The following is an 18,838-nucleotide window of genomic DNA, read 5'->3' as shown; positions in this document are numbered from 1 at the left end:
CCTGCATAGTTATGGGTTGGTTTCAGTGCTTTTTCGACCCATCGCCTCGTCGCAAAGCCTGCGCAGGATATTTTGAGTTTCTTCGGCCAGCGTGGCGTAGTCGGCGGAGTATTGTTCATCCGTCATCACCTGGCCGGGACGGATGTCCTGAGTGGGCTTGCCCAACGTACGGCCTGCCATATCGATGGTCTTGCGCAAGGCGGCTTTTTCCGTACCCGATAAGCGCCCATCGGCGGCCCATGCCTTCTGGGCCTCCAGTAAATCTTCCAGCGCGTTACCCTTGTTGAGCACCACCTCGAACGCTCTGGGGTTGGCCGCTTCAAGGTAGATTCGCCAAAAGTCTTGCTTGAGCAGTGACTCCCTGAGCAGGTCGCCGTCCTCCAGACTGATGACCCGCGTGAAAGCGTCATCAAGCATCCTGGGGGTCACATCAGGCTCGTCAAATGTCATGCTTCTGGATTGCCAAGGCAAATCCAGCCTTCGGGCAAGCCCGGTGACATAGGCCAAGTGGATCTCCACTTCATCCAGCGTGCGCACTGGATCGCCTTGGTCATCGTAGCGGGTGATCAAATGCCCTTGCTCATCGTATTCGGGAAACTGTCGCCCCTGCGTCTTGAGTTCGGCCACCCGAGCACGGGCAATGCTGCCCAGTTCGTCCAGTCGTGACTTGCCCTTGGCCAAGTCCAGCAGTTCGAGCTTGACCAACTCGGGGCGCCCCGCTGCATGGGCTTCCCACTCCATCACCTCAACCCCCATGGCATTGAATAGCTGCGCCCCAGCGTCCACGCAGGTGGTCGGTGCCCTGGCCATCAGAAACAACTTGTCCCGTAGCGTGGGCTCGGCGTCAGCAGCCTCCAGCATGCGCCACACTTTGGCGGTCAGCTCGGCCTTGTATTCAGCAGAAGTGGCATCGGACGATTTCAATAGTTTTCTGATTTCGTTAAAAAACGGCTCTGAGCCATGCGCATCCTCCAAGGCTTCCCAGACGGGCTGCTTGGCTTGCCACTCCTCTTGCGTCATCCCCGCCTTCCAAAAAGAACTGTCCCCTGCACCCTTGGGCGGAAAACGCCGGGAAGGGTCAATACCGGTCGACTCGGCATAGCTGTCGATTGCGCTTAACACCTCAGGCGTCAGCAACTCGCGATCAACTACGGTGCGGGCAACAATGGCTGCGCGATCAGAGCCTGGGGCAACATCAGGTATTCGGCTGAGTCTGTTCGCGTCCAGGTCCAGCATGAATGCGCGCGGACGTTGCGACGCGAAGAGTCCCTCCGGCCAACCCGTCAGCCCGGTGTCGGCCAGCCACAGCATTCGTAAACTACGCATTTGACTGATATCAGGCGCCAGGCCCAGCGGGTTGCCATCCAGTTCGATCCGCCTCAAATGCCTCAGCGACCTCAAGCGTGCGACCGCCTCGGCATCCAGAACGATCTGGTTCTCCGCCAGCCCCAGTTCCCACAGACGCGCCATTTGCGTGATGACGGGGGACAGTTGTGTCAACTCGCAAGACTCGAGATTCAAGGCGATCAAGTGGGAGAAGCTCGACAGAAATGGCACGTTTGCATCGTTGAAACCTGTGCGCGACAAATCCAAGCGGGTCACGTGGGAGAAGTTGGAACTCAATACAGGAAGGCTCAGCAATTGCTGTTGAATCTCTACGTCCGCCAGGTGAATCAGTTGTCCCAGGTAACGGCCGGTGGCGTCAAAATGCCTAGGGCCGATTTGGCGCCAGGCATCCTTGAGATGCTTTAGTAATGTCGCGCCTGATCCGCAGCTGTTCGAGATAGTCCTGACTACCGAACTCCCCCACACCTTCAATCCTTGTGGCCATCCAGGTTTGCAGGGTGGCATCCAGTGTTTTGTACTCACGCTCAAGCGCCTTGAGCCACGTATCGTTATGAGGGTCGTTGGCAGCTCGCAGCGCCGTCAATTTTTCATCGGTAAAGTCCGGGTACAGGCTGCGCAGACGCTCCAGCGTGATTCGGTCCCAGTCACTCTGGCCAGCGCCTCGGCCACTTAACGGGTACCCGACGCGATTGCCTGGCAAGGCACTGGGCGGCACGAAAAACGGCCGACTATCAGGCACCATATGCAGCACCTTGCTCAGTTGTGACCGAGGCAAGGCATGTTGCTGGATCAATGTCTTCAACGCCTGCCCCTGACCGACATGGGGCAGGCCCAGGGACAGTCGATGGGAGTCGGTCAGCGCGTGCTGGATCGAACCATAGAGGCTATTGACGACGTGAAGTGAATTGGCATCTTCGTCGAATGCCTGATAGCGGCCTTGAGAGGTCCACACAATCACCTTACGGTTGGTCGCATCGATTGGGCCGAAACTGGCCCGTACCCGCCCGTCATAAGTGAGTTCGCGCACCTCCAGGCGCAAATCGTCCTGCCAGCCCGGCAGGGCTTCCAGGGTGTTGAGTGCCAGGGCCTCGGTATCCGGGTTGGCCAGTGCGTCCAGGTAAAGCCCTTCATAGGCACGCACCAGGCGCATTTGGCGCTGCATCTTGCGCGCCTGTTGGGCAAGCCTGAAGGGTATTTTCCCGGTGTTCTTGAGGGACGCCAGCTCATTGGGGCGTGCAGCATCAAGCAACTCACGACCCATCGTACTCGGCAATCCCTTGAAATCACGTTGCAAGATTTGCAAGGCCGGGTCGGCGGATGGCGTCTGGTCGGCATACAAACTGTCAAACACGCGTGCGCGTTGCACGACAGAAAAATCGGCGAGCACCGTCTTAAGCAACATCTCACGTTGCACCGTGTCTTCTGGAACGTACTGATGGGCATTGCGCAGTATTTGCGAAACCTCTTCTTTGCTGAGCGTACCCACTATCCGTTCAGGCAATTTACCGGCCCTCAATTCGCCCACGCGGATGTTGAGCACATGGGGCGCTGACGGCCTTCCAGCGTCGAAGCGAACGGTCTGCGCGGACTCCCCCTCACCCTCCACCACTTCAATCGCCCATGACGACGGCCAGCCGGGTAGCTCGGTCGCCAATGGCGCCGCATACTGACACAGCGGGCTAGGCAGGCCGCCGTTGCGGATCAATTCGCTCACTTTCACTGCGTCAGCGTAGGCGCGGAACTGCCTGGCCGTGTCCAGGAGTAAGGCCGGGGCCGGTTCGCTTTCGGCATGCAGGCGGCGTAATACGTCATCCGGCATGTCACTGACCACACGAACCTGCGCCAGCTCGATTTCGTCGAAACGCTCCATGGCCGGCCCGAGGCGCCGCATGAGGCGTGGCTGCTCCCAACTGAGCGGTTGCTCCACCTCATTGAGCCAGCCACCGGTGCCGTTATGGCGAATCTGGGGCTGGTATGCGTCGGTGCGACGAGGATGTTGAATACGGTACTTACCGGGAGACGGGTCTTTTTTCAGTTCCAGCGGCTTGCCTTCCAGCACCAGGATCTTGTCGCTGCCGTGGCTATGCAGCCCCTCTGCCGAGGGCACCGAATCGGGCGCGATATTGATGTTGCGCACATAGGGCTTGAGGTCAGGTTTCCAGAGCCGGGTCTTGCCGCCAGGCAACGTGACGGTCTTCAAGCCCTCGACAAACGGTGACACCGTGAAATGAAACACCGCCCCCCCAACCCCGAGCATCACCAGGTTTTCGATCACATCGCCCAAATGCTTCCAACCGGCTTCACGGTCACCCGTGCTCAACTCATGGGCGCCCTCGAACACCTCGTACAACAATTGCGCGGCCGTCACCGCAAGCATCGCGTAACCCAAGGGCGGAACCAGCATCGAGACCGCGTTCAACACCAACATGCCCAGGCCCAGATAGTGCGACAAGCGCCGGGCACGGTTGCTGGCGTCGGCTTGTGCCGTCGGAATCGCCTGCGAATGGCCGTCGTCGAGCAATCTCGCGCAATGGCCCTCATAAAGCTCGTGCCACAGGTCAATGAATATCCAACGGTCATGGAACGGAATGCTACGGATATCCAGGTTCAACCCATCGGCGGGGATTCGAAGGCTGTGCTCAGGGTCGCCCAACACCGAGGTCACCGGCGTTGGCGCCAGCAAGTTTGACCAGAACTGGCCTTGTTCAGAACGCATCCACCCCGCCGCCCAGTTCTGCGGTGGGGCGTCCATAACCAACTCGGTCAATCGGCGAAAGTAATAGGGTCGATCTTTTTCTGCCACGAACCGGCTCAAGAACGTCTGGTACTGCGTAGGCGTATTCCCTTTGGAGCGATCACTCTCTTTTGGGGCGACGCTCAAGCGATCAGTTATCTGTTGCTGCAACTCGGCAAACGACTCGTAACGTTTGATGGGCTGCTTCGGGTCGTCGGGAAACCACGCGATAAACCACGTGCCATAGCGATGCTCGCCAACCAGCTGCATAAGCACGCAGCCCTGTAGCGGCAAGTTCATCAGGCAGGGCGTGCTGTAGATAAGGCGCTTTTCGCCGACTTTGATCTCTTTTTCACCGCTGGCTACTCTCAGCAGCAAGGCAAAATCGTCGGCCTCGATATCACCTTTGAGCAGAGCCATATGCGCTGCCGCTTTGAGGGCGTCTTTTTTCCAGGTGGTGTAGCGCAAACGTAACAGCGACCGGTCGACCGCGCTGTCAGGCCGTACATGGGTATTGAGGTAGGTTTGGTATTTTCCGCCTAGGTCGAGTTCACGACAAAGCGTGGCAAATGCGTCGATAGAGAGCTCGGTAGTGACGCGCTCGAAATGCCCCAATGTATCGTCGGGCCGGGTGATAAAACCCGAGGCGCTGTTGAAGAAACCCGGCGCAGCCTCAGGCTCTTCAAAGTTATTCAAGGCCGCTTGCAGCAGGGAAAACGTCTTGGACTTGAACCCGCCTGTGCGCCGACCTAAGGCATCTTCCACCGGGACGTAGAGCCGCAAACAGGTTTGCTCGACATCCAGTTCATGGCCGGCATGCTTGAGGGCCGCCTCCAGCAGCGGCTGGGCAAACTCGACGACCGTCTGGATCTTGGCCATCTGCGCTTCCCACTGATTCAACGAGTTCCAGCTGGCGTCGACAAAGGTCTTGAGCGTGTCTTTTTGCGTTTGGGTGGCGCTGCTGTACCAGGCGGGAATTTCAGGCTTGAGCTGGCGCAAGGCGCCCCGGTTTTGCTCGGATGCCCTGATCAATACGTTGGGTATGAAACTGGTGATTATCGTGAAGTGCCGCCCCTGATCTCCAGGAGGAAGCGGGGTTTGGGAGTGAGCCATGAAGCAGTACCTCATTGGGAAATGAGGAGCTTATTCATGGCCCACTGCGGTCTGGGCCTAACTATGCAGTCAGTTGCTCCAACCTTCCCGCGCATTGAAGTCGCAGGTTTCTGCCAGTTTCGCCCACAACGCCTTAGTATCGTCATCGGACGTTTTGGGCATCACGGCCTTGAGCTGGATGAACAGATAACCCCGCTCCCCGCTCTTGTTCAGCAAACCATGGCCCTTGGCACGCATACGCTGGCCGTTCTGGCTGCCGGCGGGCACCTTGAGGTTGATCTTGCCGGTCAGCGTCGGCACAGCTACTTCCGTACCCAACGCCAACTCCCACGGTGCCAGCGGCACGGTGATTACCAGGTCCTGACCTTCCACCTCGAACTTGGAGTGTGGTGCAAATTTGATGATCAGGTACAGGTCACCATTGGCCCCGCCGCCAATCCCCGGCGCGCCCTGCGCCTTGAGGCGGATGCGCTCACCGTCGGCCACGCCGGCGGGGATCTTCACGTTGAGGCTCTTGGTAGTGTTGCTGACGTGCCTGCCCGAGGCGTCGTATTGCGGCACCTGGAAGCTGATTTGCTTGGACTCGGTGGACAGCGTCTCTTCAAGGGACACGGTCAGTTGCATCTCAACGTCCTGGCCCTTGCGCCCGGTCGGACGGCGCTGGCCGCCGCCGAAACCGTCGCCACGGGAGCCGAAGATCGAACTGAAGAAGTCCGAGAAGTCCTCGCCACCACCGCCACCGCCAAAGCCGCCACGGCTCTGCCAGCCCGGTGGCCCCTGGAACGGTTGGCCATGCTGGCCGTATTTGCGCAGCTCGTCGTATTCGGCGCGTTTGTCGGCACTCTTGAGCGCCTCGTAAGCTTCGGACGCGTCCTTGAACTTGGCTTCGGCGTCTTTTTCCTTGCTCACGTCAGGGTGATATTTGCGCGCGAGCTTGCGGTAGGCCGCCTTGATTTCCTTGTCGTCAGCCGTCGGCTCTACGCCCAATATCTTGTAGTAGTCTTTGAAATCCATCGGCGGTTCACCATCCTTAATCGAGATCGCACAGCCCGGGGCACAACGTGCGGTGGTTTGCACCTGTTGAGTCTTGTGGCCTGGGGTGCGTCAAAGTGTTATCGGCGCTTGCCGTATGCAGCAGATGTGGGGGCGAATCGCCAGGTTTCAAGCAAGATTTAACAGATGGTCGGCCTACGCATCCGCCCTCGACTGGCATACACTGCGCGGCCGTTTTTCAACCGGAACCTGATTGTCATGGAAAACTCATCCCCAGCCCGTGCCTGCGGCATCGACTTTGGCACGTCCAACTCCACCGTCGGCTGGATCCGCCCCGGCGAGGAGACGCTTATTGCGCTGGAGGACGATAAAATCACCCTGCCGTCGGTGGTGTTCTTCAACTTCGAGGAACGCCGCCCGGTGTACGGTCGCCTGGCGCTGCACGAGTACCTGGAAAACTACGAAGGCCGGCTGATGCGCTCGCTCAAGAGCCTGCTGGGCTCCAAGCTGATCAAGCACGACACCAGCGTACTCGGCACGGCGATGCCCTTCACCGACCTGCTCGCGCTGTTTATCGGCCAGCTCAAGAGCCGCGCCGAAGCCAACGCTGGCCGTGAGTTCGAAGAAGTGGTGCTGGGCCGCCCGGTGTTTTTCGTCGATGACGACCCGATGGCCGACCAGGAAGCCGAGAACACCCTGGTGGACGTGGCGCGCAAGATCGGCTTCAAGGACATTTCGTTCCAGTACGAGCCGATCGCGGCCGCGTTCGACTACGAGTCCACCATCCAGAAGGAAGAGCTGGTACTGATCGTCGATATCGGCGGTGGTACGTCTGACTTCTCCCTGGTCCGCCTGTCGCCGGACCGCCGTCACAACGACAACCGCCAGAGCGACATCCTCGCCACCGGCGGCGTGCACATCGGCGGGACCGACTTCGACAAACAGCTCTCGCTCAACGGCATGATGCCGCTGTTCGGCTACGGCAGCCGCATGAAGAGCGGCGCCTACATGCCCACCAGCCACCACATGAACCTGGCCACCTGGCATACCATCAACTCGGTGTACTCGCAAAAGTCCCAGTTGGCGTTGGGCAGCATGCGTTACGACATCGAAGACACCGGCGGTATCGACCGCTTGTTCAAGTTGATTGAGCAGCGCGCCGGACACTGGTTGGCCATGGAAGTGGAAGAAACCAAGATCCAGCTGACCCACGAAGACAGTCGCCATGTGGCGCTGGATCGAATCGAAGCCGGCTTGAGCGTGGACCTGAGCCGCGCGCTGTTCGAGTCGTCCATCGACACGTTGCTTGAGCGTGTGCGCGGCAGCGTGACGCAGTTGCTCAACGACGCTTCGGTGAGCGTGGCGCAAGTGGACACTGTGTTCTTTACCGGCGGTTCCAGCGGGATTCCGGCACTGCGCCATAGCATTTCAGCAATGCTGCCGAATGCGCGGCATGTGGAAGGGAATATCTTTGGCAGTATCGGTAGCGGGTTGGCGATTGAGGCCAGCAAGCGGTACGGCTACTGAGTTTCAACTGAAAGACCGCGGCGCCCCTATCGCGGGCAAGCCCGGCTCCCACATTTGACTGTGTTCACAAATCTAAATGTGGGAGCGGGCTTGCCCGCGATGGCGTCAGCCCAGGCAATACAAGGCTTAAACCATCCCGCCGAGCTTCAGCTCACTCTTGAGATACGCGTAATAAATAGGCCCCGCCACCACTCCCGGCAAGCCAAACGCCGCCTCAAACACCAACATCGCCAACAACAATTCCCACGACTTGGCGCTGATCTGCCCGCCGACGATCCGCGCATTGAGGAAGTATTCGATCTTGTGGATCACGATCAAATAGCCCAACGCCGCCACCGCCACCCAGATCGACAGCGACAACGCGACGATGGTGATCAGCGTGTTGGACATCAGGTTGCCGATCACCGGCAGCAGACCGAGCAGGAAGGTCAGCACGATCAGGGTTTTGGTCAGCGGCAGGTGAATCCCGCACAGCGGCAACACCACGGCGAGGAACACAGCGGTGAAAGCGGTGTTGAGCGCGGCGATTTTGATTTGCGCGAAGACGATATTGCGAAAGGCCTGGACCAGCAGGTGCAGGCGATCGAATAACGCCGCGGCCAGGGGTTTGCGTTTGGTCAGGTCGGGTACGCGTTGCAGAGCGATGATGGCGCCGAGCACCATGCCGATCAGCAGGGTGACGAACATGTGGGCGGCGTCTTTGCCGACCAACTGCAACTCGCTCAGGTGCTTGCTCAGCCAGTCGCCGATGGCCACGCGGAACTCGGCGGCACTGGCAGGCAGGTAGGCATCGAGAAACGGCGGCAACTGGCCGCGCGCGCGGTCGACCACGCCCATGAATTTGTCGAGGGAAGCCCCGGGGTTTTCCGCTTCGTGGAGCAGGAAGCTGATGGCGCCGGCGAAGATCAACGTCAGCACGCTGACGATCAGGGTGCCGAGCAGGGCCACCGCCAACCAGCGCGCACGCCGGCCTTCGATCAGCCGTTGCAGTTGGGGAGTGAGCATGTTGACCAGCTCGAACACCAACAGACCGGCCAGCAGGCTGGGCAGCAATTTGAGCGGCAGTACCAGCAGCAGTCCGCCGAAAATGATGATGTAGCTGGCCAGCAATATCACGTGACGCTGAGAAAACGTTGGCATACAGCCTCAAAACGAACGGCGTTGAAGGATGTGTAGGAGCCGGCTTGCCGGCGAAAAACGCAAGTGCACCGCGTTTAGTCTGAACGAACGCGCCAACGTTCACGTTTTTTCGCTGGCAAGCCAGCTCCTACAGGGGGCTGTGTGCGAGTGTCGCAGCCTTCTATGGCCTGGGGCTATTATTTCTTCAGGCAGGAGCTCATAAAGGTTTTGCGCGCGTCACCGGCCAAGGCTTTGGTCTTGGCGTCCGCATTGCAATCCTTCATCTTCTGCTGCTGTGGCGTCAGGGTCTTGGCGTCATTGGCGGCCGGGGCCGACAGGCAAGTCTTCATGAAGGCCTTGCGGTCATCGCCCTTGAGTGTCTTGGTGGTGGCTTCGGCGTTACAGGTGGTCATTTTGTTTTGCTGGGCGGTGGCGGCAAAGCCTTGGGAACACAGCAGCAGGCCCATCATCAACAGCGGAATTCGCAGCATCTTCATGGAGTTTTCTCCCTGTTACCGTACCGGGCGGTACGGCCTACCCAGCAGTGTAGTCAAAGCCTGTTACAACTTCACCGGGTACGGATATGCGTCCGTCGATACTGCTCCGGTGTACAGCCCGCCTGCCGTTGAAACATGGCGATAAAAGCAGAGGCGGTGCTGTAACCCAGGTCAAACGCCACATGTTGCACGCTGCGCGGGCTGTCGAGGGCTTCGATGGCCGCCAGGTAGCGCAGGCGTTGACGCCATTCGCCGAAGCTCATCCCCAGCTCCCGCACAAACAGGCGCGCCAGGGTGCGTTCGCTCACGTGGACTTGCTCGGCCCAGTGCGCCAAGGGGCGGTTGTCGGCGGGGTCGGCCTGCATGCCTTCCAGCACGCCGAGCAAACCGGGGTGTTGGGCGTAGGGCAAAAAACATTCGTGGATCGGCGCCTGCTTGAGCTGGTCCACCAGCACCTGGGCCAGGCGGATGTCGGACTCGGTCTGCGGCATGTTCACGTCACGCTGGGCGAAATCACTGAGGATGGCCTTGAGGATATCGCTGATCGCCAGGGTGCACGGCTGCAGGGGCAACTGCTCACAGAGTTCCGGCGCCAACCCTACCGAGTGATAGACGATCGCCTCGGCATTGTAGGAACTGTGTTCGGTGTGCGGCGGCACCCACACCGCGTATTGCGGCGGCGACATGAAGCGGTTGCCGGCCACTTCCATACGCATCACACCGCTGGCCGAGTAATCCAGCGAACCCCAGAAATGCTGGTGCGGCGTGCACTCAGTGTCGGGCGCGAAATCCGAATAACGGAAGTACACCGGACTCGGCAGGCGAGGGAAATCCGCAAGACGTACGTTGTGCTTGGCCATATTGTCTGGATACAGAGGTGGTTTGTCTGGATCGCAGTATAGGCTTCGATCCAGACAATGGATAATCCTGCCTCATCAACATACTTGGTTACTTTCGATGCAATACGCTTATCCCTTGCTGGCCATTTTCATCTGGGCCGGCAACACCGTCGTCAACAAGCTGGCCGTGGGCGCACTGTTCCCGGCAGAGATCGGCTTTTACCGCTGGTTACTGGCGGCGCTGCTGTTCACGCCGTTCATGATCAAGCCGGTGATCGCCAACTGGGCGCTGATCCGTCCGAACCTGGGCAAGGTATTCATCCTCGGCGTGCTGGGCATGGCGGTGTACCAAAGCCTGGCGTACTACGCAGCGTCGCTCACCACGGCGACCAACATGGGCATCATCCTGTCGTTGATGCCGTTGATGGCACTGACGGCGGCGATCATCAGCCTCGGCCAACGCCTCACCTACGGCGCGATGACCGGTGCCGTGCTGTCATTCGCCGGTGTGGTGGTGGTGGTCTCCGCCGGTAGCCTCGACGCACTGCTGCAACACGGGGTCAACCTGGGGGACGGCATGATGCTGGTCGCGACCCTGGCCTACGCGGTCTACAGCACCCTGCTGAAAAAATGGCAGTTGCGCCTGCCGCCGTTGGTGTTGCTGTATCTGCAGGTGCTGGTGGCGGTGGTGGTGCTGTTTCCGCTTTTCCTGTTCTCGGCGAAGGCTGGCTTGGGTTGGGCGAACATTCCGCTGGTGCTGTATGCGTGCCTGTTGGCCTCGATGGTTGCGCCGCTGGCGTGGATGCATTCGGTGAAGACCTTGGGCCCGAGCCGCACCACGCTGTTTTTCAACCTGCTGCCGTTGATCACTGCGCTGATTGCCGCCGTGGTATTGAAAGAAGAGTTGGCGCTATACCACCTGGTGGGCGGCCTGCTGACCTTGGGCGGGGTGATTTTGTCAGAGCGTTGGACCACGCCGGTGCGTTAAATCCCGGCTTCCTTCAAGCGTCGGGCATGCTCGACAAACAGTCGAATCGGCTCGGCGCCCTTGCCGACCAGGCCCAGGGACTGGTTGACGATATCGAAGTGGTCCAGGGCGTAGTCATCGCCGATCACCCGCCCCAAATGTGAGCTGTAGCGCCCGACCATGCCGTCGCACTGGCCCTTTTCCCGCACGAAGCTGCGGGCGAACAGGCGGCAACTGCGATGCGTACCGTCGAACAGGTTGCGCCCCCGGTCGGTAATACCCGGCTGCAAGGTGCCGGACCATGAGTAATAACGCACGCCGTTGACCTCTCCGGCCCCCTGCCCGCCCCATGTCTGCGGCAGCCCCTGTGGATAGTGCTGATTGAACAGCGCCACGCCCGCACTGGTCAGCGAATGATGGGAGGCCTGCAGATCCGCTTTGAAGCGTGGCCCGCGATAGCCGGTTTCCAGCACGCCCATCAGCCAGGCGACCCCGTGAAACAGGGCGCTCATGATCCGCCCCTTCACGCCATCCACCGGGTAATTGAGGTGAATATGGTCCGCCAGCTCCGAGCCATGGTTGGGCCCGGCCACGGACGTCACCGACGCCACCCACTCTGGGCGCTGGGCCGCCGCATACCGCGCGGTGAGCGAGCCCTGGCTGTGGCCGATCAGGTTGACCTTGTCGGCCCCCGTTTCACGGCGAATGCGCTCGATCTGCACCAGCAATTGCTCGCCGCGCACTTCGCTGGAATCCAGCGGCGCCACCTGCACGGGAAACACCTGCGCCCCGCCTGCCTGTAGCGCCGGGACGATGCCGTACCAATAGGGGAACCCTGCGAGGCGTACGAACCCGAGCATGCCGGGGACCAGCACCAGAGGGTAACGCGTGGCAAGGGATTGAGGCATGGAGCGGGCGTCCAAGGCGATAAGGTGATAGGTCCATCCTAGACCAATCAACGTGACCGCCCCGTGACATCCGGGTGTTTTCAGAAATGCCCAGCCAAGTCATGCAACTGGCGTTCGGCTTCTGCATAGGCACGCTGGAACACACTCTTGTCCGACTCTTCACCCTCGGCAGCAATCACCCGGACGTCGTCGATACCGATATAACCCAGTACCGTGCGCAAGTGTGGGTCGGCATGGTTCATCCATTCAAACTCGCCCCCCGGACCAAAGCCATTACCGCCCCGGCTGGTGATGATCAGCGCACGCTTACCCTGGAGCAAAGGCTGGTACTGCGCAATGCCCTGGCTGTCCTGGGTGATGTCAAAGGTCAGGCCCATGCGCACGATCTGATCAATCCAGGCCTTGAGGCCGCTGGGCACACCGAAGTTGTACAGGGGCATGGAAATCACCAGGATTTCGTGGTCGATCAACTCACCGACCAGTTCATCGCTCAGTTGCAGGTCAGCCTTCATCACCTTGGGCATGGATTGCGGCTCGGGGTAGAAATTCGCGGCCACGAAGGCTTCGCTGACGTGGGGAATGGACGCTCGGCCCACTTCGCGCCGCGTGATCTGGGCCCCCGGGTTGGCGGCCTGCCACACATCGAGGAATGATTCGGCCAGACGCCGCGAGTGGGAGCGTTCGCCACGGGGGCTAGCGTGGATGACAAGCATTTGTTTCATCTGTAGGACCTTCGCGAGTTAGACTCAGACGACCTGGGTGGCCGCCTTTCTTGCGGCAAATCTAGGGCTGCGTGGTACTTCCGACAAATGAGCAATAATTGATCTGGATGAATCTATTTCATCCATGGAGCTGGAATGTTTGCCTCGTTGCCACTCACCGCCCTGCGCACCTTTGAATCGGCGTCGCGCCTGCTCAGCTTCAAAGCAGCAGCCCAGGAACTGTCGGTCACGCCGACAGCGGTCTCCCACCAGATCCGCAGCCTGGAAACCTGGCTGGGGGTGCCATTGTTCGAACGCCTGCCACGCCAGGTGCGCCTGACGGAGTGTGGTGAGCGACTGTTCCACAGTTTGCACGGCGCCCTGCTGGACGTGGCGCAAAGCCTCGACACCCTGCGCCCACAACGCAGCGCCGGGCACCTCACCGTATCCACCACGCCAGCCTTCGCCGCCTTATGGCTGGTACCACGGCTGGGCCGTTTTTACGCCGCGCACCCTGGTATCAACCTGCGCCTGGATACCCAATGCGACGTGGTCGACCTGCAGCAGGATGCCAGCGTCGATCTGGTGATCCGCTACAGCCTTGACGACTAACCCAACCTCTATGGGCTGTGCCTGTTCGATGAATGTTTTGCGGTATACGGCTCCCCCGAGCAGGTGGCGCTGGCGCAAATGCAAGCCCCCACATTGATCAGCGTGCGCTGGCACAACTCCAAGCTCTACGCGCTCGGTTGGCAAGCCTGGTGCGAAAAGGCCGGGGAACGCTGGTTGCAGGATGCGCCGGCATTGCGCGAATACGATGAAGAGCACTACGCCCTACAAGCCGCCATCGCAGGTCAGGGCCTGGTCCTAGCCAGCAACATTTTGGTATCGGAAAGTCTCGCGTCAGGTTTACTGGTGCCTTACCGGCCGCAGATCAGCGTGGACGGCGCCGGTTACAGCGCCTTGTGCGTACCGGGCCGCGAGCGCCATCCGCCAGTGCGGGCATTTTTCCAGTGGATGCAGGAGGAGGTCAGGCTCTGCGGCCAGGCTTTGTAAAATCCGATAAAACTTTTTGTGTTGCGCAGGACTCACAACTTGGAGCGATCACGCCGGCAGAGCGTGGCGCAAAACCGGATTAGTACCAGGAGATTGAGATGACCGAAGCAAACTTGACTGACGTTGCGACCCTGCGCAGCCGCGCCCGCCAGAACGTCGAAAACGGTGCTGTGACTGAAGGTTATGACGCCGACCGCGAAGAAATCATCCGCCTGCTCAACGCATCGCTGGCCACCGAGCTGGTCTGCGTGCTGCGCTACAAGCGCCACTACTTCATGGCCAGCGGTATCAAGGCATCCGTCGCCGCCGACGAGTTCCTCGAACACGCCACCCAGGAAGCCGAACACGCGGACAAACTCGCCGAGCGGATCGTGCAGTTAGGTGGTGAGCCGGAGTTCAACCCGGACTTGCTGACCAAGAACTCCCATGCCCAATACGTGGCCGGCAAAGACCTCAAGGAAATGGTCTACGAAGACCTGGTTGCCGAGCGAATTGCGGTAGACAGCTACCGCGAAATCATCCAGTACATTGGCGATAAAGACCCGACCACACGTCGCCTGTTCGAAGAAATCCTGGCTCAGGAAGAAGAGCATGCGGACGATATGGCGGATATTCTAGAAAGCCTGTAACTGCGAAATACAAAAGGGGGAGCTGGTTAGCCAGCTCCCCCTTTTGTTCGTGTGCCGTTTCAGCCTTTGACGGTTTTCGGCGCCTTGCCTTCCTTCATCTGTTGCAACAACGGCGCACATTCATTCGGCTCACCACCACTCGGCGCAACCAATGCCAACAACCCGGCCGCTGGCCCGGCGATCACACCCAGCGCCACCATGCCCGCCCCCCGCAGCGCCAGCGGAATGGCTTTCACACCCGCATTGGGCTTGATGAACGGCCCGTTGACGTACAGCGGTGAACGCAGGGAGAACAGGCGGAAGCCTTTCGATTCCGGGGTGATGGTGAGATCCAACTGTTCGGTGGCCATGTTCGCCGTGCCATCGATGTAGATGATGGCGTTCTCGGTATCGAACACAAACAACCGCGTGGTCGCCAAGCCTGTCTTGATGCCAAAGTCCGCCGCCGCGCAGTTGATCTTGACTTCCTTGTCGCCAAACAGGCGGCCTACCACGTAGTTGCCCACGTTGAGCCCGGCGATTTCCATCAGGCTGCGGCTGATGGCACCGTCGTTGATCAGCATCTTCAGGTCACCGTTTGAGCTGCCCAGCAGGGCTGCTACGGAGTTGCCGCGTCCGGAAATGTCGGCATCGCCATTGAGTTCACCAAAGCTGGTTTTCATCGGTTCGAAGGTTGGGAACAGCTGCTTGAGCTTGAAGTTGCGCGCGGTGAGTTTGGCGCGGCCTTCCATTGGCGTGATGCGACCATTCAAACGAATCTGCGCATCCAGCTTGCCGCCAGCCACGCCGAAACGCAGGGGTTCGAGGCTCAGTACGCCGTCATTCAGAACCAGGTGGGTGTAGAGGTCGGTAAACGGCAGATCGGCACTGTGCACGATGCGCTTGCCGGTGAATTCCACGTCGGCATCCATGACGCGCCAACGCTCGGTGCGGAATTCTTCCACCGGCAACACTTTGGTCGCCGGCTGTTTGCTGTCGCCGCCACGGGCTTTTTGTTTGGCGTTGGAGTCGGCGCCAATCAGCGGTGCGAGGTCGGTCATCAGCAGTTGGTTGGAGACCAGCGCGCCGCTGAGCTTGGGCCGTGGCTGGCTGGCGACGTAGGCAAGGTTGCCGCGGATATCGCTGTTGCCGATCTTGCCGTTGAAGTTGTCATAGCGGAAGGACGCGCCATTGGCTTCGTGCAGCTTGGCAATCAGATGACCATCGGTGGAGTAGGCCGGCGAATCCGGCAGGGTCACGCCAGTCAGGGGATAGAGATTACCCAGGCTGGAACCGGCGAGTTTCAGGCGCAGGTCGAGCGCGCCCAGATTCAGCGGGTCGGTCAGGGTGCCGGCCAGGGCGATGCTGGTGTCGGCAATCTTGACCTGGGCTTGCAGCGGGAAGGGTTTGGCCGCGTCCTGCAGGGCCAGCAGGCCACCGATCTTGCCGCTGCCGTCGAGTTTCTGGCCATGGTACTGGCCTTTGACCTTGAGGCCGAACGCATAATCCTGGGGAGCGGAGCCTTTTTCCAGGGCCTTCTTGGCATCGGCGTCGCCGACGATTTCGCCGAACGGGATGGGTTTGCCCAGCGGGTCGATGATCACATCCAGCTGAGTCTTGAGGGTCTGGTCGTCAAGGGTCACATGGCCTTTGTCGAAACCAATGGCGCCGATATCCACCACCCAGTTGGAAGGTTCGGCGTTCGGGTCTTTGGGGTCGAACTTAAAGGTCCAGTTGGCGCGGCCATCGGCCAGACGCTGCAACTGCGCGCTCGGCTCGGTGAGGTCGATACGCGGGATCACTACGCGCTGCACCAGCAACGCCAGGGGCGAAATGCGCAGCTCCACCTTCTTGAGGGTGACCATTTGCGGGTTTTTCGACCAGTCCGGGTTGCCCAGGGTCAGGTCTTCGGCAATCACATGCGGCCACGGCACCCAAGCGCGCCAGCCACCTTCATCGGGCTCACGCGCCCACACCACCGCCAGGTTGCCGTTGATGGCAAACGGTCGATGCAATTCTTCGGAGACCTTGGCATTGAGGGGCGGCTTGATGCGGTTCCAGTCAAAGAACACCAGGACCAACACCACCACGGCGATTAACACAGCGAAGCTGGCGCAGCTCCAAGCGACGATTTTACGAGTGCGCGTCATTGCACAGGACTCCTGAATACGACTGGCTGGGTGACAGCCTTTAAGGACAGCTTATAGAACTACGACTGGCAAACCGCCTGGGGGTTTAACCCGATACCCGATTTGCCTGGAAAAACCTCAATTTCTGACCACTTCGACAGATTCTCCCTACGACCTCGCACCATTGTTACCCACGCACGTGTCGAAAATACCCACCCCGGTGCAAAACCGCGTGCTTGAGAGGCCCGATCTAGAGCCTCCGCCTAGAACAATCAATTCTGTTGATTATTACCATTGTGTTTATGAACTTTTATATCGACTTATCGAGAGTAGCATTAGCCCTGTACCCACTTTATCGCCCTCCCAAGGAGCAACCCATCATGAAACGCCAATTACTCGCTACCGCCCTGTTATCCATCCTGGCTTCCAGTGCCTTCGCCCTGCCAGCCGCCGAACAAGCCACTCCACAAGTCAAAGCTGACGCCGTTCCTTTCAGCCAGACCGTCGCTCGCAGCGGTTCGCAAGAAGAAGAGAACCGTGACTACGCTAAAGGCGCTGTGGCCGAAAATGGTTCGGAACAAGCCAACAAACGCGCTTACACCGAAGGCCTGACCGAAAACGGCCGCAACCGCCTGGAACAGAAAGGCCTGGTTGAAGGGGGCGCTGATCGCCTGCTGGAACGCAACGCTGTTGCCGAAGGTGGCCGTGATCGTCTGGAACAGAAAGGTCTGGTCGAAGGCGGTGCTGAACAAGCCAACAAACGCGCCTATACCGAAGGCGTCGCTGAAGGCGGTGCTGACCGTCTGCAAGAACTGCATCAAGCACAGAGCTAACCCCGTGGTGGCCGAGAAAAAAGCCCGATCTGTCGATCGGGCTTTTGCTTTCCTGTAGATCGCGTCACGCCCGTCCCCCGCCAAGTTCGACGTCAACAGACCTGTTTTGCTAGAGTGCGTCGCTGTACTTGCCAACAAAGCCCGCCCGCCAATGCTGCCCCGCGCCGAACAGAAGCAACAGACCCGCCTCGCCCTGATGGACGCAGCCCGCCATTTGATGGAGTGTGGCCGTGGGTTTGGCAGCCTGAGCCTGCGTGAAGTGGCGAAGACCGCCGGTATCGTGCCCACCGGTTTCTATCGGCATTTTGCCGACATGGACCAGCTGGGGCTGGTATTGGTGAGTGAAGTCGGCCAGACCTTCCGCGCCACTATCCGCTTGGTGCGCCATAACGAATTCGTGATGGGCGGCATTATTGATGCCTCCGTGCGGATCTTTCTCGATGTGGTCTCGGCCAACCGTTCGCAATTCCTGTTCCTGGCTCGCGAGCAATACGGCGGCTGCCTGGCCGTGCGCCAGGCCATCGGTGCGCTACGTGAAGACATCACCCGCGACCTGGCGGCCGACCTGACGTTCATGCCAAAACTGCAGCACCTGGATGCCGCAGGCCTGCATGTGATGGCCGACCTGATCGTCAAAAGTGTGTTCGCCACCCTCCCCGACATCATCGACCCACCGGCCCAGGCCCTGCCTGACCACCTCACGCCCCAGGCGAAGATCACCCAGCAATTGCGCTTTATCTTTATCGGTTTGAAGCACTGGCAAGGGCTGGGCAGTACCGAATAATGCAATCACCCCGCCGAGTGAAAACGCTTGGCCGTGGTGTAGTTCTTGTTCCAGTAGCTGTTGCTCAACGAATCAATACGGATGTTCTTGCCCGTACGTGGCGAATGAATGAATTTGCCTTGGCCTATATAAAGCCCCACATGGCTGACTTGGCCGCGCCCGTTTGCCTTGAAAAACACCGCATCGCCGGGCTTGAGTGCGTTGCGCTTGATGGTCGGAGCCGTGGAACGGTGCATGGCGGCGGTGGTGCGCGGTATCTTGATATTGGCCTCGGTCTTGAACAGATAGACCAGCAGGCTGCTGCAATCGAACCCCTGATCCGCCGAGGTGCCGCCCCATTTGTAAGGCGTACCCAGCAATTCGTGGGCGCGGTCTACCACATCCTCGATAGACGCTGGCGCCAGCGAAGCGCTGAAAGACGGCGGGGGCTTCAGATTGGCAGAGGCCGATGAAAGGGCGAAAGACAGACTGACAATGACCAGGCAACAAAATGACTTGAACATGATGAACGTCGCAGTGAATTAAACACGGCGCACAGACTAATGATCTCGCGGGTAAGGCGATGAACGCCGATTCCTCATACCCTGTAGGGAAAATCCGAAAACGCCCAGCACGCGTGCAACACGCAACATTGCGCACCACTTTGGAGCATATCCGAAATTCTTCTTCGCCCTGTTTAGTGG

At 59.7% G+C, this 18,838-nt stretch carries 15 protein-coding genes and 1 pseudogene; 6 read left to right on the top strand and 10 right to left on the bottom strand.

Annotated features, from left to right (window positions below):
• Nucleotides 1-9 precede the first annotated feature (9 nt).
• The 3 genes from HX793_RS08600 to HX793_RS08590 all read right to left on the bottom strand — a co-directional run bounded on the left by HX793_RS08600 (nucleotide 10) and on the right by HX793_RS08590 (nucleotide 6,208).
• Nucleotides 10-1,593 (bottom strand): NEL-type E3 ubiquitin ligase domain-containing protein, encoded by a 1,584-nt coding sequence (locus tag HX793_RS08600; RefSeq protein ID WP_178905467.1) that lies wholly within the window; start codon nucleotides 1,591-1,593, stop codon nucleotides 10-12.
• Nucleotides 1,594-1,711: 118 nt separating this feature from the next.
• On the bottom strand, nucleotides 1,712-5,080 hold the full coding sequence (locus HX793_RS08595; protein WP_178905466.1) for a dermonecrotic toxin domain-containing protein: 3,369 nt from the start codon (nucleotides 5,078-5,080) through the stop codon (nucleotides 1,712-1,714).
• A gap of 183 nt (nucleotides 5,081-5,263) precedes the next feature.
• On the bottom strand, nucleotides 5,264-6,208 hold the full coding sequence (locus HX793_RS08590; protein WP_177051507.1) for a DnaJ C-terminal domain-containing protein: 945 nt from the start codon (nucleotides 6,206-6,208) through the stop codon (nucleotides 5,264-5,266).
• A gap of 237 nt (nucleotides 6,209-6,445) precedes the next feature.
• Between HX793_RS08590 and HX793_RS08585 the strand changes: the two genes are divergently transcribed.
• Nucleotides 6,446-7,714 (top strand): Hsp70 family protein, encoded by a 1,269-nt coding sequence (locus HX793_RS08585; RefSeq protein ID WP_177051508.1) that lies wholly within the window; start codon nucleotides 6,446-6,448, stop codon nucleotides 7,712-7,714.
• 126 nt (nucleotides 7,715-7,840) lie between these two features.
• Here the strand turns inward: HX793_RS08585 and HX793_RS08580 are convergent, their stop codons facing one another.
• From HX793_RS08580 to HX793_RS08570, 3 genes are all read right to left on the bottom strand, one after another.
• The gene (locus HX793_RS08580) at nucleotides 7,841-8,854 is read right to left on the bottom strand and encodes an AI-2E family transporter (RefSeq protein WP_016976954.1); all 1,014 of its coding nucleotides are present in this window, start codon (nucleotides 8,852-8,854) and stop codon (nucleotides 7,841-7,843) included.
• Between the two features lie 176 nt (nucleotides 8,855-9,030).
• On the bottom strand, nucleotides 9,031-9,330 hold the full coding sequence (locus HX793_RS08575; protein ID WP_177094689.1) for a PsiF family protein: 300 nt from the start codon (nucleotides 9,328-9,330) through the stop codon (nucleotides 9,031-9,033).
• A 71-nt stretch (nucleotides 9,331-9,401) separates the two neighbouring features.
• A complete protein-coding gene (locus HX793_RS08570) occupies nucleotides 9,402-10,190 on the bottom strand; it encodes an AraC family transcriptional regulator (protein WP_016976952.1) in 789 nt (262 codons plus the stop codon).
• Between the two features lie 97 nt (nucleotides 10,191-10,287).
• Between HX793_RS08570 and HX793_RS08565 the strand changes: the two genes are divergently transcribed.
• Nucleotides 10,288-11,157: a DMT family transporter gene (locus tag HX793_RS08565; protein WP_028615544.1), complete on the top strand. Its 870-nt coding sequence runs from the start codon at nucleotides 10,288-10,290 to the stop codon at nucleotides 11,155-11,157.
• Here HX793_RS08565 and HX793_RS08560 read toward each other — a convergent pair.
• Both HX793_RS08560 and HX793_RS08555 read right to left on the bottom strand, forming a co-directional pair.
• Nucleotides 11,154-12,044, bottom strand: a complete 891-nt coding sequence (locus tag HX793_RS08560; RefSeq protein ID WP_177094687.1) for an esterase/lipase family protein — start codon at nucleotides 12,042-12,044, stop codon at nucleotides 11,154-11,156. The two genes, HX793_RS08565 and HX793_RS08560, sit on opposite strands and share 4 nt — an antisense overlap.
• An 80-nt stretch (nucleotides 12,045-12,124) precedes the next feature.
• Nucleotides 12,125-12,766, bottom strand: coding sequence for an FMN-dependent NADH-azoreductase (locus HX793_RS08555; protein WP_177094685.1), 642 nt, complete (start codon nucleotides 12,764-12,766; stop codon nucleotides 12,125-12,127).
• Nucleotides 12,767-12,901: 135 nt separating this feature from the next.
• Here HX793_RS08555 and HX793_RS08550 point away from each other — a divergent pair.
• Together HX793_RS08550 and HX793_RS08545 are read left to right on the top strand one after the other, a co-directional pair.
• Nucleotides 12,902-13,801: pseudogene (locus tag HX793_RS08550) on the top strand (LysR substrate-binding domain-containing protein).
• Between the two features lie 98 nt (nucleotides 13,802-13,899).
• Nucleotides 13,900-14,430, top strand: a complete 531-nt coding sequence (locus tag HX793_RS08545) for a ferritin-like domain-containing protein (protein ID WP_016976947.1) — start codon at nucleotides 13,900-13,902, stop codon at nucleotides 14,428-14,430.
• Nucleotides 14,431-14,489: 59 nt separating this feature from the next.
• Here HX793_RS08545 and HX793_RS08540 read toward each other — a convergent pair whose 3' ends face one another.
• Nucleotides 14,490-16,559, bottom strand: a complete 2,070-nt coding sequence (locus HX793_RS08540) for an AsmA family protein (RefSeq protein ID WP_177094682.1) — start codon at nucleotides 16,557-16,559, stop codon at nucleotides 14,490-14,492.
• Between the two features lie 359 nt (nucleotides 16,560-16,918).
• On the opposite strand from HX793_RS08540, the gene HX793_RS08535 reads away from it, so the two are divergent.
• Together HX793_RS08535 and HX793_RS08530 are read left to right on the top strand one after the other, a co-directional pair.
• Nucleotides 16,919-17,371: a hypothetical protein gene (locus tag HX793_RS08535; RefSeq protein WP_038851220.1), complete on the top strand. Its 453-nt coding sequence runs from the start codon at nucleotides 16,919-16,921 to the stop codon at nucleotides 17,369-17,371.
• Nucleotides 17,372-17,522: 151 nt separating this feature from the next.
• Nucleotides 17,523-18,155 (top strand): TetR family transcriptional regulator, encoded by a 633-nt coding sequence (locus HX793_RS08530; RefSeq protein WP_016976944.1) that lies wholly within the window; start codon nucleotides 17,523-17,525, stop codon nucleotides 18,153-18,155.
• Nucleotides 18,156-18,160: 5 nt separating this feature from the next.
• Here HX793_RS08530 and HX793_RS08525 read toward each other — a convergent pair whose 3' ends face one another.
• Nucleotides 18,161-18,658: a C40 family peptidase gene (locus HX793_RS08525; protein ID WP_016976943.1), complete on the bottom strand. Its 498-nt coding sequence runs from the start codon at nucleotides 18,656-18,658 to the stop codon at nucleotides 18,161-18,163.
• Nucleotides 18,659-18,838: the final 180 nt, after the last annotated feature.

Origin of the sequence: Pseudomonas reactans, from assembly GCF_013387025.1 — a bacterium.
GTDB classification, from domain to species: Bacteria; Pseudomonadota; Gammaproteobacteria; order Pseudomonadales; family Pseudomonadaceae; genus Aquipseudomonas; species Aquipseudomonas reactans.
The sequence above is the reverse complement of the archived record's forward strand: the minus strand, read 5'-3'. Positions and strand labels throughout refer to the sequence as shown.